Origin of the sequence: Azohydromonas australica DSM 1124 (assembly GCF_000430725.1) — a bacterium.
GTDB classification, from domain to species: domain Bacteria; phylum Pseudomonadota; class Gammaproteobacteria; order Burkholderiales; family Burkholderiaceae_C; genus Azohydromonas; species Azohydromonas australica.
This window is the reverse complement of sequence record NZ_KE387210.1, coordinates 117,689-132,925: the sequence shown is the minus strand read 5'-3', so window position 1 is coordinate 132,925 and position 15,237 is coordinate 117,689. Positions and strand designations below refer to the sequence as shown.

13 protein-coding genes and 1 pseudogene are annotated in these 15,237 nt (G+C 70.4%); 8 read left to right on the top strand and 6 right to left on the bottom strand.

Going from position 1 to position 15,237, the window contains the following annotated elements; genetic code table 11:
- Positions 1–6 precede the first annotated feature (6 nt).
- Entirely contained in the window at positions 7–1,176 is a 1,170-nt protein-coding gene (locus H537_RS0132055; RefSeq protein ID WP_029001148.1) for a methionine ABC transporter ATP-binding protein, read from the top strand.
- Positions 1,157–1,810, top strand: coding sequence for a methionine ABC transporter permease (locus tag H537_RS0132050; RefSeq protein WP_029001147.1), 654 nt, complete (start codon positions 1,157–1,159; stop codon positions 1,808–1,810). The genes H537_RS0132055 and H537_RS0132050 overlap by 20 nt, the downstream gene beginning before the upstream one ends.
- 126 nt (positions 1,811–1,936) lie before the next feature.
- Here the strand turns inward: H537_RS0132050 and H537_RS46715 are convergent, their stop codons facing one another.
- Positions 1,937–3,835 (bottom strand): PAS domain-containing hybrid sensor histidine kinase/response regulator, encoded by a 1,899-nt coding sequence (locus tag H537_RS46715; protein WP_043460967.1) that lies wholly within the window; start codon positions 3,833–3,835, stop codon positions 1,937–1,939.
- Between the two features lie 207 nt (positions 3,836–4,042).
- Here H537_RS46715 and H537_RS0132040 point away from each other — a divergent pair, with 207 nt between their 5' ends.
- Both H537_RS0132040 and H537_RS46710 read left to right on the top strand, forming a co-directional pair.
- Complete coding sequence (locus tag H537_RS0132040) at positions 4,043–5,560, top strand: protein adenylyltransferase SelO (protein ID WP_029001146.1); 1,518 nt, start codon at positions 4,043–4,045, stop codon at positions 5,558–5,560.
- Between the two features lie 228 nt (positions 5,561–5,788).
- Positions 5,789–6,745, top strand: coding sequence for a 4-hydroxy-tetrahydrodipicolinate synthase family protein (locus H537_RS46710; protein WP_051243895.1), 957 nt, complete (start codon positions 5,789–5,791; stop codon positions 6,743–6,745).
- Here the strand turns inward: H537_RS46710 and H537_RS0132030 are convergent.
- The gene (locus tag H537_RS0132030; protein ID WP_029001145.1) at positions 6,717–7,748 is read right to left on the bottom strand and encodes a GlxA family transcriptional regulator; all 1,032 of its coding nucleotides are present in this window, start codon (positions 7,746–7,748) and stop codon (positions 6,717–6,719) included. The genes H537_RS46710 and H537_RS0132030 overlap by 29 nt on opposite strands.
- 148 nt (positions 7,749–7,896) lie before the next feature.
- On the opposite strand from H537_RS0132030, the gene H537_RS0132025 reads away from it, so the two are divergent.
- The 4 genes from H537_RS0132025 (at position 7,897) to H537_RS0132010 (ending at position 12,672) form a co-directional block, all read left to right on the top strand.
- Positions 7,897–8,964 (top strand): class I SAM-dependent methyltransferase, encoded by a 1,068-nt coding sequence (locus tag H537_RS0132025; RefSeq protein WP_029001144.1) that lies wholly within the window; start codon positions 7,897–7,899, stop codon positions 8,962–8,964.
- Positions 8,965–9,348: 384 nt separating this feature from the next.
- On the top strand, positions 9,349–10,560 hold the full coding sequence (locus H537_RS0132020) for an acyl-CoA dehydrogenase family protein (RefSeq protein WP_043460965.1): 1,212 nt from the start codon (positions 9,349–9,351) through the stop codon (positions 10,558–10,560).
- A gap of 113 nt (positions 10,561–10,673) precedes the next feature.
- The gene (gene ssuD, locus H537_RS0132015) at positions 10,674–11,816 is read left to right on the top strand and encodes an FMNH2-dependent alkanesulfonate monooxygenase (RefSeq protein WP_029001142.1); all 1,143 of its coding nucleotides are present in this window, start codon (positions 10,674–10,676) and stop codon (positions 11,814–11,816) included.
- 1 nt (position 11,817) lies between these two features.
- A complete protein-coding gene (locus H537_RS0132010; RefSeq protein ID WP_029001141.1) occupies positions 11,818–12,672 on the top strand; it encodes an amidohydrolase family protein in 855 nt (284 codons plus the stop codon).
- A 16-nt stretch (positions 12,673–12,688) separates the two neighbouring features.
- Here the strand turns inward: H537_RS0132010 and H537_RS0132005 are convergent, their stop codons facing one another.
- From H537_RS0132005 to H537_RS46705, 4 genes and pseudogenes are all read right to left on the bottom strand, one after another.
- Positions 12,689–13,399, bottom strand: a complete 711-nt coding sequence (locus tag H537_RS0132005; protein ID WP_029001140.1) for an alpha/beta fold hydrolase — start codon at positions 13,397–13,399, stop codon at positions 12,689–12,691.
- A 40-nt stretch (positions 13,400–13,439) separates the two neighbouring features.
- Positions 13,440–14,294, bottom strand: coding sequence for a class III extradiol dioxygenase subunit beta (locus H537_RS0132000; protein ID WP_029001139.1), 855 nt, complete (start codon positions 14,292–14,294; stop codon positions 13,440–13,442).
- A 1-nt stretch (position 14,295) separates the two neighbouring features.
- The gene (gene ligA / locus H537_RS0131995) at positions 14,296–14,739 is read right to left on the bottom strand and encodes a protocatechuate 4,5-dioxygenase subunit alpha (protein WP_029001138.1); all 444 of its coding nucleotides are present in this window, start codon (positions 14,737–14,739) and stop codon (positions 14,296–14,298) included.
- A pseudogene (locus H537_RS46705) lies at positions 14,740–15,237 on the bottom strand (aromatic ring-hydroxylating dioxygenase subunit alpha); the annotation flags it as partial.

The window sequence follows — 15,237 nt, the reverse complement described above, 5'->3', positions numbered from 1 at the left end:
CGCGCCATGTCAGCCACCCCGTGGGCCCTGGCGCCCAGAAGCTCTTTCGTGCCGGCGCAAGCGCCGGGCCCATCGCAGGCGCCCTCCGCCTGCCCCGATGCCTCCACGGATACGCCGCGGCGCCCGGCAGCCGGCTCGGTGCGCTTCGAGCAGGTGGGCAAGACCTACCGCTCCAGCGCCGGGCCGGTGCAGGCGCTGGAGGGCATCAGCCTGGACATCCGCGCCGGCAGCATCTTCGGGATCATCGGCCGCAGCGGCGCGGGCAAGTCCAGCCTGCTGCGCACCGTCAACCGGCTGGAGCAGCCCAGCAGCGGGCGCGTGCTGGTGGACGGCCAGGACCTCGCCGCGCTGGACGAGGACGGCCTGGTGCAACTGCGCCGCCGGGTCGGGATGATCTTCCAGCACTTCAATCTGCTCTCGGCCAAGACCGTGTTCGAGAACGTCGCCCTGCCGCTGCGCGTGGCCGGGGCGAAGCCGGAGCACATCCGCCGGCGGGTGACGGAGCTGCTGGCGCTGGTGGGCTTGCAAGGCAAGCACGACGCGTATCCCGGCCGGCTCTCGGGCGGGCAGAAGCAGCGCGTGGGCATTGCGCGCGCGCTGGTGCACCACCCGGAGATCCTGCTGTGCGACGAGGCCACGTCGGCGCTGGACCCGGAGACCACGCAGTCGATCCTGGCGCTGCTGCGCGACATCAACCGCCAGCTGGGCCTGACCATCGTGCTGATCACGCACGAGATGGGCGTGATCCGCGAGGTCTGCGACGAGGTGCTGGTGCTGGAGAAAGGCCGCGTCGCCGAGGCCGGGCTGGTGTGGAAGGTGTTCGGCGCGCCGGCGCACGACGCCACGCGCGCGCTGCTGCGCCCGCTGGAGCAGTCGCTGCCGCGGGAGCTGCAGCAGCGGCTGCTGGCGCAGCCGCCGGCGGACCGGCCGTCACGGCGCGTGCTGGAACTGGTCTACACGGGCGAAGGCGGCATCGAGCCCGACCTGGTGCGGCTGGCCGCCGCGCTGGGCGGGCCAGTGCAGCTGCTGCACGGCGGCGTGGACCGCATCCAGGGCCACAGCCACGGCCGGCTGGTGGTCGCCGCCGCCAATGGACAACCCCTTGCCGCGGCGCTGGAGACGCTGCGGCTGTGCCATCACGCCAGGGAGCTGGGCCATGTCGCCGATCATGATTGACCGCCTCGTCGAGGCGCTGCTGGACACGGTGCTGATGGTGGGCACCTCGGCGCTGATCGCGCTGCTGGCCGGCATTCCGCTGGCGGTGCTGCTGGTGCTCACGGCCCCGGGCGGCGTGCTGCCGTGGCCGCGCTTCAACCGCGTGGCCGGCTCGGTGGTCAACGCCTTCCGTGCCACGCCCTTCATCGTGCTGCTGGTGGCGCTGATCCCGCTGACGCGGCTGATCACGGGCACGACCATCGGGCTCTGGGCTGCGGTGGTGCCGCTGTCCATCAGCGCCACGCCCTTCTTCGCGCGCATCGCCGAGGTGAGCCTGCGCGAGGTGGACGCCGGGCTGATCGAGGCGGCCCAGGCCATGGGCTGCCGGCGCCGGCACATCGTGTGGCACGTGCTGCTGCCCGAGGCGCTGCCGGGCATCGTGGGCGGCTTCACGATCACGGTGGTGTCGATGATCGGCGCCTCGGCCATGGCCGGCGCAGTGGGTGCCGGCGGCCTGGGCGACCTCGCCATCCGCTACGGCTACCAGCGCTTCGACACCACGGTGATGGCCGTCGTCATCGTCGTGCTGGTGGCGCTGGTGAGCCTGGTGCAGTTCACGGGCGACTTCTGGGTGCGACGGCTGAAGGCGCGCTGAGCTCCGCTGCCCCCGCCGCACTCGGCGCTGCGCTTGCCGAGGCTGCTGCAGCGGTAGGCCCGTTGGGCGGGTCAGCTTCTCGCGGGCGCCCGTAGCCGGCGCGCATTGCAAGAAAAATTGCGGGGTTCACGCCGACAAGCCGGCGGCCTCCGTCAGTACCCGCTCCAGTTCCTCCATGCCCACGGGCTTGGTGAGATGGGCCTGGAAGCCCGCCAGCGCGGTGCGGCGCCGGTCCGTCTCCAGGCCGTAGCCGGTCATGGCCGCCACGAACAGCGGCCCCGGCATGACCTCTCGCAGTTGCCGCAGCACCGAGAAGCCGTCGCCATCGGGCATGTTGAGGTCGAGCAGCACCACCTGGGGCCGGAAGCCCCGGGCCGCCTCGGCCGCGGCCCGCGCTCCGTACACCGCATGCGCCTCGTGGCCCAGCAGCTGCAGCAGCGCCACCATGGAGTCGGCCGAGTCGCGGTTGTCGTCCACCACCAGCACGCGCCGGCTCGCGGCCGGGGCGGCGGCTTCAGCCAGTGCCTGGGGCCTCGGCAGGTGAGCGGACACTTCCAGCGACAACAGCATCGTGAACCGGCTGCCGTGGCCCAGCCCCTCGCTGAAGGCGGACAGCGCGCCGCCATGCAGCTCCACGAGCTTGCGCGCCAGCGACAGCCCGATGCCCAGCCCGCCGTCGCCGTGCCCATGCGGCGGGCCCTCCTGCTCGAACAGGCCGAAGATGCGCTCCAGCGCAGCGGCCGCGATGCCTTGCCCGGTGTCCTCCACCGTGGTCACGCACATGCTGCCCTCCACGCGCACGGCCACGCGGATCGCGCCGCCCGCGGGCGTGTAGCGCGAGGCGTTGTTCAGCAGGTTCTGCAGCGACTGCGAGATGCGCGTGGCATCGGCGCGCATCGCCAGCGGCGCGTCCGGCAGCGCCACCTCCAGCCGCTGGTTGCGCGAGACGACCACCGGTCGGATCGCGTCCAGGCTGGCGTTGACGACCTCGCGGTAGTCGAGCGGCTCGGTCTTGAGCACGATCTTGCCGTTGACGATGCGGGCCACGTCCAGCAGGTCGTCGATCAGCCGCGTGAGGTGGCGCAGCTGGCGGTCAATGATCTGGCGCACCCGCACCAGCGGCGCGGGCAGCTCGGGCATGCGCTGCATGATCTCGTTGGCGTTGCGGATGGGCGCCAGCGGGTTGCGCAGCTCGTGCGCGAGCATGGCCAGGAACTCGTGCATGCGGCGGCTGGAGTGCTCCAGCTCCTGCATGCGCCGCTGCTCGGTGAGGTCGCGCGTGACCTTGGCGAAGCCGCGCAGCACGCCGGCGTCGTCATGCACGGGAGTGATGACGACGTTGGCCCAGAACAGCGTGCCGTCCTTGCGCACGCGCCAGCCCTCGGCTTCCAGCCCGCCGGTGCACCGGGCGCCGTCCAGCTCGCGCTGGGGTGCGCCCGCGGCCACGTCCTGCGCCGTGAAGAACATCGAGAAGTGCCGCCCCACCACCTCGCCGGCCGTGTAGCCCTTGATGGCCCGCGCACCCGCGTTCCAGGTCAGCACGCGGCCCTCGGGGTCGAGCATGAAGATGGCGTAGTCCTTGACCGCCTCCATCAGCAGCCGGAACTGCTCCTCGCTGTGGCGCAGCGCCTCATCATGGCGCTTGCGCTCGGTGAGGTCGCGCGTGACCTTGCCGAAGCCCACGAGCCGCCCGCGCGCGTCGCGCAGCGCCGTGATGACGACGCTGGCCCAGAAGGTGCTGCCGTCCTTTCGCACGCGCCAGCCTTCGTCCTCGAAGCGGCCCAGCGCCGTGGCCCGCCGCAGCTCCTCCTGCGGCCAGCCGCGCTCGACTGCCTCGGCGGGATAGAAGGTCTCGAAGGAACGGCCGATGATCTCGTCGGCCTCGTAGCCCTTGAGCCGCTGCGCGCCCGCGTTCCACGTCTGCACGCAACCCGCGGTGTCGAGCATGAAGATGGCGTAGTCCTGCACGCTGTCAACGAGCAGGCGGAACCGGTCATCCGACCGGGAGAAAGGCTGGGAAGACACAGGAAAACGGCGGGCTGCGCAGCTTGGAACAATCAAGCGCAGCAGCAAGCCGCGCGCCTGGCGTTGGATGCCCAGGCAACCCCGGGCACGGCCCGGGGCATGGGTTCTGCCTGCTGGCAGGCGCGGCGGCCCACGAGCCGCTAGACCTTGGCCCAGCCCGGAATCGTGGCGGCCGTCACACTGGCGTTTTGAGCGCCAGCCTTCCCCATGACTGCCTTCAACTTCCGTTTCGACAACACCTATGCCCGCGACCTGCCGGGCTTCTACGTGCCCTGGAAGCCCGCCACCGTGACGGCGCCGCGCCTGCTGTTCCTCAACCGCGAGCTGGCCGGGGAACTGGGCCTGGACGCCGCCGCGCTGGACAGCGAGGAGGGCGCGGCGCTGTTTGCCGGCAACCAAGTGCCCGAGGGCGCGGAACCGCTGGCGCAGGCCTACGCCGGGCACCAGTTCGGCGGCTTCTCGCCGCAGCTCGGCGACGGGCGCGCGCTGCTGCTGGGCGAAGTGATCGATCACAACGGCAGGCGCCGCGACATCGCCTTCAAGGGCTCGGGGCGCACGCCCTTCTCGCGCGGCGGCGACGGCAAGGCCGCCATCGGGCCGATGCTGCGCGAGGTGCTGGTGGGCGAAGGCGTGCACGCGCTGGGCATCCCGACCACGCGCGCGCTGGCCGTGGCGGCCACGGGCGACTCGGTGTTCCGCGAGCGCGTGCTGCCCGGTGCCGTGCTCACGCGCGTGGCGCTGAGCCACCTGCGCGTGGGCACCTTCCAGTTCTTCGCGGCGCGCGGCGATCTGGACAAGCTGCGCCAGCTCGCCGACTACGCCATCACGCGCCACGATCCGGACCTGGCCGGCACCCCCGACCGCTACCTGGCGCTGCTGCGCCGCGTGGCCGAGCGGCAGGCGGCGCTGGTGGCGCGCTGGATGAACGTGGGCTTCATCCACGGCGTGATGAACACCGACAACATGACCATCTCCGGCGAAACCATCGACTACGGCCCGTGCGCCTTCATGGAGGCCTACGACCCGGCCGCGGTGTTCAGCTCCATCGACCACCATGGCCGCTACGCCTACTCGAACCAGCCGCTGATCGCGCGCTGGAACCTCGCGCGGCTGGGCGAGACGCTGCTGCCGCTGATCGCTGCGGACGAGTCCGAGCCCGCCACCGCCGAGGCCGTGAAGCAGGCGACGGCCGTGATCGACGACTTCCCGGCCGTCTACGCGGCAGCACTGCTGCAGGGCCAGCGCGCCAAGCTGGGCCTGCAGCGCGCCGAGGCCGGCGAGGACGAGGCCGACTCGGCGCTGGCCGAGGACCTGCTGCACCTGATGCACGGCCTGAGCGTGGACTTCACGCTCGCCTGGCGCCGCCTGGCCGACGCAGCCGAAGGCAACGAAGCGCCGCTGCGCGCGCTTTTCGGCCAGGCGCGCAAGCTCGACGACTGGCTCACACGCTGGCGCGAGCGCTGCGCCGCGGAGGACGCCGGCGCGGACGAGGCCGGCGCGCAACGCGCGCAGCGCATGCGCCGCGTCAACCCGATCGTCATCCCGCGCAACCACCTCGTGGAGGAGGCGCTGGCCGCGGCTTCGGACCACGCCGACCTGGGGCCGCTCAACCGCATGCTGGAGGCGCTGCGCAATCCCTTCGAGGAGACGGCGGAAAACGCCCGCCATGCCGAGCCGGCGCCGACCGAAGTGACGGCGGGCTACCGGACCTTCTGCGGGACTTGAGCCGCGGGCGGCCGGCTATACTGGCCCGATGCCTTGCCTGGACGCCCTCGCCTTCTCCGACCCGCGGGTCGGTGCATGCGCGTCCAAAAAAGAGAAAGCCCAGCTCATCTGACCGGAGCTGCGGTTCCGTCGTCGGATGAGCGACGGGACCGCCACAGCCCTGGTACTGGCCTCGCCCTTCGCCTGTCCTTCGACGGTTGATCCCTCGGTCAACTTCAAAGGACTGCCATGACATCGCCAACTCCCCCTGCTTTCTCCGGCCTCTGGGTGCCCCTGGTCACGCCCTTCCGCGACCAGGCCGTGGACCACGAGGCCCTTGCAACCCTGACCCGTGCCCTGGCGCCAACCGGCATCGCCGGCTTCGTGGTCTGCGGCACCACCGGCGAGGCGCCCGCGCTCGGCGAGGAGGAACAACTTACCTGCCTGGACACCGTGGCCCGCAACGCTCAAGGCTTGCCGCTGGTGATGGGCCTGAGCGGCTACCACCTGGGCGACACGCGCGCCTGGGTCGAGCGGCTCTCGGCACTGGGCACGGCACGGGTGCCCAGCCTGCGCGGCCTGCTGGTGCCCGCACCGCACTACGTGCGCCCGTCGCAGGCCGGCCTGCGGCTGTGGTTCGAGACGCTGGCCGACGCCAGCAGCCTGCCGCTCATCGTCTACGACATTCCCTACCGCACCGGCGCCGTGCTGGCACGCGAGACGCTGCTGGCGCTGGCGGCGCATCCCAACATCCGCGCCGTCAAGGACTGCGGCGGCGACGCCGGCAAGACGCAGGCGCTGATCGCGGACGGCCGGCTGGCCGTGCTGGCCGGCGAGGACATCCAGATCTTCGGCAACGTGGCACAGGGCGGCGCGGGCGCCATCGCCGCCAGCGCGCACTTGCACACCGAGCGCTTCGTGGCGGTCCTGAAGGCGCTGGCGCGCGCCGACCTGGAAGCGGCCCGGGCGCAGTGGCAGCCGCTGGTGCCGCTGATCGAGCTGCTGTTCGCCGAGCCCAACCCCGGCCCGGTCAAGGCGATGCTGGCGCGCCAGGGCCTGATCCGCGCCGAGGTGCGCGCGCCGATGACGGGCATCTCGGCCGCCCTGCAGCAGCGGCTGGGCGCGCTGTTCGACGCCGTGCCGGCACTGCAAGCGGCACCGTCAGACCAGCCCGCCGCTACGTCCGCGCGAACGCCGGAATGCTGAAGCGCCGCCGGTACGCGCCCGGCGCCATGCCGGTGGTGCGCTTGAACAGGCGGCGAAAGAAGGCGGCGTCCTCGTAGCCCACGCGCCAGCTGATCTCGTCCACCGACGCATCGGTGCGCTCCAGCCTGCGCTTGGCGTCCTCGATGCGCAGCCGCTGCACGTAGGCGATGGGCGTGAGCCCGGTGGCGGCAGCAAAGCGGCGCTTGAAGGTGCGCTCGGCCAGGCGCGAGCGCTTGACCGCCTCCTCCACCGGGTTGGCCACGGAAAAGTGCGTGCTCAACCACTGCTGCGCCTGCCGCACCTCGGCGTCCCCGTGGTCGCTGCGGCCCTCGAACACCATGAAGGGTGTCAGCCCGTCCTGGTGCCACTGCAGCGCGAAGCTGCGCGCCACGGCCTGCGCGGTCGTGGCGCCGGCGTGGCGCGCGATCAGGTACAGCACCAGGTCGTGCCAGGTGTTCGAGGCGCCCGAGGTGATCAGCTCCTCGCGCAGCCCGGAGATCACCAGCACCTGCTCCGGATGCACCGGCACCGCCGGGTACAGCGCCCGGAAGGCAGGGGCGTAGCCGAAGTGCACCGTGACGTCGCGGCCGTCGAAGAGCCCGGTTTCGGCCAGCAGGAAGACGCCCGAGCAGGCCGAGCACAACAGGGCGCCGCGCGCGTGCATCGCGCGCACCCACTCCAGCAGGCGCGGATAGCGGCCCGGCCGCCAGTCCTGCAGCTGCAGCACGACGGAAGGGACGATCACGATGTCGGTGCCGGTAATGTCGTCGAAGCGGCGCTGCACCTGCACCGGCACGCCGCTGGCCAGCGTCAGCGGGCCGGCGGCTTCGCCCACGATCTCGGCCACGAAGGGCGCCGGCGTGCCCGGCGCCGCGAGGCCCATCAGCGCGAAGGCGTTCATGACGTCGTAGAGGCCGAACAGCGTGGAGGCCGCAACCTCGGGCAGCGCCAGCAAGCTGACGTGGCGCGGTGCCGCTCCAACAGGGGTGTCCGCTGCGGTCATGGCCTCGATCTCCTTCGGCGCCGCAGCGCCGGCGTGGCACGAACGGACCGATTTTGGGCGATTTCGGCTCTTCGTCCGAAGTGGCGCCGTCGCCACCATGGCTGCCACGGCGCCCGCGTCGGGCACCGAGAGCAAAGGAGAACATCCCATGAGCACGGCCACGATCGACCAAGCCCGGCTGGACGCCTTCGTCATGCGCGCCATCGGCGACATCGCCTCCGCCTATGGCGGCGTGATGGTGAGCCTGGGCCACCGCCTTGGGCTGTACAAGGCCATGGCCGGCGCCGGGCCGATCAGTGCCGCGGAACTGGCCGCTCGCAGTGGCTGCGCCGAGCGCTACGTGCGCGAATGGCTCAACGCGCAGGCCGCGGGCGGCTACGTGGACTGCCACGCCGCCAGCGGCACCTTCGAGCTCGCGGCCGAGCAGGCGCTGGTGCTGGCCGACGAGGACAGCCCGGTGTTCATCCCCAACGCCTGGCAGGTGCCGGCGTCGATGTGGTTCGACGAGGACAAGACGCTGGAAACCTTCCGCACCGGCAAGGGCTTGTCTTGGGGCGAGCACGACGCGCGGCTGCACTGCGGCGTGGCGGCCTTCTACCGCAACGGCTACAAGGCCTGCCTGGTGCCGCAGTGGCTGCCGGCGCTGGAAGGCGTGGTGGAGAAGCTCGAAGCCGGCATCAGCGTGGCCGACGTGGGCTGCGGCCACGGGCACTCGGCAGTTCTGATGGGGCAGGCCTTTCCCAACTCGCGCGTCCACGGCTTCGACGTGCATGCGGGCTCGATTGCCGAGGCCCGGCGCAATGCGGCCACGGCCGGCGTGGCCGATCGCGTGAGCTTCGAGGTGGCGTCGGCCGTGGGCTACCCGAACCGGCACTACGGGCTGGTGTGCTTCTTCGACTGCCTGCACGACATGGGCGACCCGGTGGCCGCGGCGCAATATGCCTCGGAGGTACTGGCGCCCGGCGGCACGGTGCTGCTGGTGGAGCCCTTCGCCCCCGACCGCTTCGACGGCCAGCCCGACACCGTGGCGCGGCTCTACTACTCGGCCTCGACCACCCTGTGCTGCGCGCACGCCATCTCCGAGGGCGGCAAGCTGGTGCTGGGCGCGCAGGCCGGCGAGGCACGGCTGCGCGAGGTGTTCCGCAAGGCCGGCTTCACGCATTTCAGGCGCGCGGCGCAGACGCCGTTCAACCTGATTCTTGAGGTGAGGCGGTGAGAGCTTGGAATTGGTCGGCGCTTGGCTGGCAAAGCTGCTGAACAACGAAGGACGAAGCACAGACGGCCTCCTCTTTGCTTCGTCATTCCCGCGAAGGCGGGAATCCAGGCGGCCCCCAAGTCAGCCGCAAGCCGATCAGGCAGCGCACAGCCAGCTCTCGTACTTCAGTTCGCCGCACTTGTGCTTCGCTCTGCCGTAGGACCGTCTGGATCCCCGCCTGCGCGGGGATGACGAAGTAAAAAGCGCGGCGCTCCGGCTATCGGGATGCGCAACTCAACTGCCGGTGCCATCGATCCTCCGCGCATAAGCACGCTCGGAATGCGTCGTTGCCGCGGCCAAGGAGCCCCTCCTAGACTGAATTCAGTCGAATGAGAACAGAGGAACATGCCCCTGCACCGCACCCCTACAGGCCCGGCAACGGCCGGCCTGGCCGATCCGGCGGAAGTCGAGCTTGCAACCGAAGCGCTGGCCCGGGCGCTGGAGGAAAGCGCCGTCGCACGCGACCAGCGCGGCGGCCACGCCCATGAAGAGCGCGAGCTCATCCGCGGCAGCGGCCTGCTCGACATGACCACCCCCCACGCCTTCGGCGGCTGGGGCCACTCCTGGCAGCTCTTCTTCCAGGGCTTGCGGCGTTTGGCGCAGGTGGACAGCGCGCTGGCGCACGTGTACGCCTTCCATCACCTGCAGGTCGCCACCGTGCTGCTGTACGGTACGCCGGAGCAGCATGAGTTCTTCCTGCGTCCCACGGTGGGCGAACGCCTGTTCTGGGGCAACGCGCTGAATCCCAACGACAAGCGCACGCTGGCGCACGATGACGGCGACGGCTTCATCGTCCACGGTCCCAAGAGCTACTGCTCCGGCTCGGTGGGCTCGGACCAGCTCACCTTCTCGGCATGGCATGAGGCTTCGCAAAGCCTGCTCATCGCCGCGCTGCCCAGCCGCCACCCGGGCATCAGCATCCAGGGCGACTGGGACGCCTTCGGCCAGAAGCAGACCGACAGCGGCACCGTCACCTTCAACCAGGTGCGCGTGCAAGCGCATCAGGTGCTGGTGCGCCCGGGCACCGTGCCGCGCCCGCGGGCCACGCTGCGCTCGCAGATTGCACAGCTGGTGCTGGTGAACCTCTACGCCGGCATCGCGCAGGGCGCGCTGTCACAGGGTCTGCGCTACACGCGCGACTCCTCGCGCCCCTTCTTCGCCTCGGGCCTGGCCCGCGCCGTGGACGACCCCTACGTGCAGCACCGCTACGGCGAGCTGTCGGTGCTGGTGCGGCCGGCCGAGGTGCTGGCCGATCTGGCGGCGCACAAGCTCGACCAGGCGCTGGCACTGGGCGAGGACGTCACTGCCTCGGACCGCGGCGAGCTGGCCGTGGCGGTGGCGCAGGCCAAGGCCGTGGCGCACCGCGCCGCCATCGACGTCAGCACACAGGTCTTCGAGCTCACGGGGGCGGGCGCGACGGCCTCGCGCCTGGGGCTGGACCGTTTCTGGCGCAACGCCCGCGTGCACACGCTGCACGACCCGCTCGACTACAAGCTGCGCGACCTCGGCCGCCATGCACTGCTGGGCCGCTATCCCGAGCCCACGTCCTATTCCTGAGCTTCTTTGCTCCGTTCGCCCTGAGCCCTTCGACAAGCTCAGGAGAGCCCTGTCGAAGGACTCAGCCCGAACGGGAGTTTCCAGCCCCATCCATAACGAAAGAGAACAACGCCATGAGCCTCGACATCTTCTGGTTCCTGCCCACCTCGGGCGATACGCGCTACCTGGGCAAGTCCGACTTCGGCCGTCCCGCGAGCAACGAGTACATGCGGCAGATCGCCGTCACGGCCGAGCAGCTGGGCTACGACGGGCTGCTCATTCCCACTGGCGCGTCCTGCCTGGACCCGTGGGTGGTGGCCTCCAGCCTCGTGCCGGTGACGCAGCGCATCAAGCTGCTGGTGGCGCTGCGCACCTCCATCAGCGGCCCCACCGCCAGCGCGCGCCAAGCCGCGTCGCTGGACCAGGCGCTGCATGGCCGTCTGCTGCTCAACGTGGTGCCCGGCGGCGACGCCGCCGAGCTGGCGGCCGAGGGCGTGTACCTCAAGCACGACGAGCGCTACGAGGTGGCCGACGAGTTCCTCACCGTCTGGAAGCGGCTGCTGCAAGGGGACAAGGTGGACTTCGAGGGCAAGCACCTCAGGATCGAAGGTGCGAAAAACAACTTCGAGCCCGAGAGCAAGCCCTACCCGCCGCTGTACTTCGGCGGGTCGTCGCCGGCGGCGCACGAGCTGGCAGCCAAGCACGTGGACGCCTACCTCACCTGGGGCGAGCCGCCCGCGGCCGTGGCAGAGAAGATCGCCGACGTGCGCGCGCGTGCCGCCAAGCACGGGCGCAGCGTGCGCTTCGGCGTGCGGCTGCAGATCATCGTGCGCGAAACCAACGCCGAGGCCTGGGCCGCGGCCGACAGCCTGATCAGCAAGCTCACGGACGAGGACATCCGCGCTGCGCAGGCCAACTTCGCCAGGATGGACTCGGTGGGCCAGCAGCGCATCACCTCGCTGCACGGCGGGCGTCGCGACAAGCTGGAGATCAGCCCCAACCTCTGGGCCGGCGTGGGCCTGGTGCGCGGCGGCGCCGGCACGGCGCTGGTGGGTGACCCCGAAACCGTCGCCGCCCGGCTCAAGGAGTACGCGGACCTGGGCGTGGACAGCTTCGTGCTCTCGGGCTATCCGCACCTGGAAGAAGCCATCCGCTTCGCCGAGCTGGTGTTCCCGCTGCTGCCGGGCAAGAAGCCTGTGACGCTGCGCGACCAAGCGCTCACCGGCGGCGCCTTCGACGTGCGCGCCACGCAGGCGGTGCAGAAGAAGGCGGCCTGACATGAGTCGGCAAGTCATCGACATGCGCTGCAGGCCGGCGTACCTGCACGACTTCTTCGGCGCCACGCCCGACACCCCGTCCAACGACGTGGCGCGCTGGCTCAACCAGCGCGTGGGCACGCGCGGCAACCTGGAGCACTACGCGCGCTCTCGCACGCACGAGGGCTTTCTCGCCGAGATCACGGACGCGGGACTGAGCAAGGCCGTGGTGGTGGGACGCCACACGCCCAGCCAGCACCTGCCCAATGACCAGATCCACGCGATCGTGCGCTCGGACCCGCGGCTGGTCGGCATCGGCTCGGTGGACCCGGACCTGCTGGGCGCCGCCACGCCGGGCGAGATCGACCGCGCGATCAAGCAGCTCGGCCTGGCCGGCATCAACCTGGAGCCGGGCTTCGGCACGCCGGCACGGCATCCGGACGACCCGGTGTACTTCCCCATCTACGAGCAGCTCTCGGCGCTTGGCGTGCCGGTGTTCCTGATGTCGGGCCCGACCACGCCGGACCAGCGCTACAACGACCCCGCCCCGCTGGCGCGCGTGGCCGCGGCCTTCCCGAAGCTGCGCATCGTGGCCTACCACGGCTACTGGCCCAACACGCAGCAGCTCGTGGGCGTGGCCTTCAGGTACGAGAACGTGTTCCTGGTGCCCGACATGTACCTGTTCCTGCCGGGCAGCGAGGTCGTCGTGCAGGCCGCAAATGGTTTCCTGGCCGACCAGGTGCTGTTCGGCTCCTCCTACACCTTCCGTCCCATCCGCCAGAGCATCGAGGACGCGCAGCGCCTGGGTTTCAAGGACGGCGTGCTGGAGAAGTTCTTCCACGACAACGCGAGGCGGGTGCTGGGGCTGGACGGCTGACGCCAGCCACGCCAGGTCACCAGTGCATCCACTCCACCAGCGCCCGGGACACGGCGAAGGGCTGCTCCATCGTGCTCATGTGGCCGCTGTCCTCGATCACCACGAGGCGGGACTGCGGCACCATGGCGTGCATCTGCTCATGCCGCGACAGCGGGCTCCAGGCGTCCTCGCGTCCACAGGCCAGCAGCGTGGGGCAACGCAGGTCGCGCAGCACCTCGCGCGCGTCGGGCCGGCCCAGCAGCGCGTTGATCTGGGCCTCGAAGATCGCCGGCGTCTGGCGCTCGATCATGTCCAGGATCTGCCCGAACAGCGGCGAGTCCAGGCGCGACGGATGCACCATGCCCCGCGCCCACACGCGGCCCATCTCGCGCATGCCCTTCTCCCGCGCCAGCTGCAGCAGCGCCATGCGCTTGGCGCGCTCCTGCTCGCCGGCACTGCCCTCGGCCAGCGGGTCCATGCCGGTGTCGAGCAGTGCCAGCCGCTCCACGCGCTCGGGCGCCAGGCGCACCACTTCGAGCGCCACGCGGCCCCCCATCGAGTGCCCGGCCAGCGAGAAGCGCTGCGCCGGCGCGATTTCCAGGACATGGCGTGCCATGCCGGTGATGGACGACAGCTCGCCATAGGACGGCACCACGCAGTCCGCGAAGCTCAGCGCTTCGCACTGCGCGGTCCACACGGCGGCATCGCACATCAGGCCCGGCAGCAACAGCACACACGGTCGCGTCATGTTCTTCTCTCCTGGGCGCTCGCACGCCCGGTTTCCCTCTTCAGTGGTTCTCAAGAATCAGGTGACCCACGGCCGTGTTCGAGGCGGGCACGTGATAGAAGCGGTGCCTGAGCGTCGGCTTCGGGCCGCCGCCGATGTCGCTCATGGCACCGCGCGCGATCAGCCACATCACCAGCTCGATGCCCTCGCTGCCGGCCTCGCGCACGTAGTCGATGTGCGGGATGCTGGCAGCGGCCTCCGGATCGTCGATCAGCTTGTCCAGGAAGGCGTTGTCCCACTCGCGGTTGATCAGCCCCGCGCGCTGCCCCTGCAGCTGGTGGCTCATGCCGCCCGTCCCCCAAATTTGCACGTTCAGCGGCTCGTCATAGCTCTCCACGGCCTTGCGGATGGCCTTGCCCAGGTTGAAGCAGCGCCGGCCGCTGGGCACCGGGTACTGCACCACGTTGACCGCGAAGGGGATCACCGGGCACGGCCAGGCCTCGGGCTGGCCGAACATCAGCGACAGCGGGACCGTCAGGCCATGGTCCACGTCCATCCTGTTGACGATGGTCAGGTCGAAGTCGTCCTGGATCACGGACTGCGCGATGTGCGCGGCCAGCTCCGGATGGCCGATGACCTTGGGCACCGGGCGCGGGCCCCAGCCCTCGTCGGCGGGCATGAACTCCGCGCCCGTGCCGATGGCAAAGGTCGGGATCATGTCCAGGCTGAAAGCTGTGGCGTGGTCGTTGTAGACCAGGAAGACCACGTCGGGAGGGTTCTCCTTCTCCCACTGCTTGGCGAAGTCGTAGCCGTGGAACACCGGCTGCCAGTAGGGCTCCTGGGTCTTGCCCAGGTCCAGCGCGGCACCGACGGCCGGGACGTGCGAGGTGTAGACGGATGCGGTGATGCGGGCCATGTCAGCCCTCCTTCCCGGGTTGCCGCGATGGCGGCTGGGGTTGCTGGGGCTGCGGGGACGGCTGCTCGTGCAGGTAGCGGTTGCCTTCCGGCGAACGGCCGCCGGAGAGCATCATCTGGGCGTAGGCCTGTTCCGTCATGCCGGTCATGCTGCCCACCATCTTCTGCACGCTGATGCCATCGGTGGCGCCGATCTTGACCAGGAAGTAGATGTTGCCGCCCAGCTCGATGCAGCGGTTCAGGTCGCGGGCCAGCACGGCCTGCTTCTGCTCTTCCGTCATCGGCCACTGGTCCAGGTAGGCGCGCTCGTCGGCCTTGAACTTCTCGCGGTTCCCGGCCTTCATCAGCGACATGCAGAACTGGTTGAGCCAGTAGCCTTTGCGCGACTGCTCGGCATCGAACATCGTCGTGCCGGGCACGTCCTTGTAGGGCTTGTCGAGTGCCATTTACTTCGCCGCCTCCCCCACGCTGGCGGCGCTGCCGGCATCGGCCTTGGCCGCCGTCTGCTGCGCCAGCAAACGCTCGATGACGCGGCGCGACTGCATGCCGCCGGCATCGATGTTGAGCATCAGCAGCTTGCGATCGGGCCACAGCGAGATGTTGGCCTGCTGGCGCTCCAGCATCTGCAGGTCCTCCCCGAACACCTTGCTCTGCCCTTCGCGGATGGAAAGGGTGAGCGCCGGGTCTTGCGGCCTGAAGTGACGTGCCATGCCCCAGAAGTAGTGGTGCGAGGTTTCGGTTTCCGGCGTGATGAAGTCCACCACGATGGCGTAGACCTTCTTGTCCGCCGGCGCGTCCTTGCCGCCCTGCCCCGCCAGCGCCACCCCGACTTCGATCATCACGTGCGTGGGCGGCGTGAAGTGGCACACCTGCCAGCGGTCCACGCGCTGGTCATCGGGCAGGCCATGGCCGCGCAGCGCCATCTTCCAGAACGGCGGCGCCTC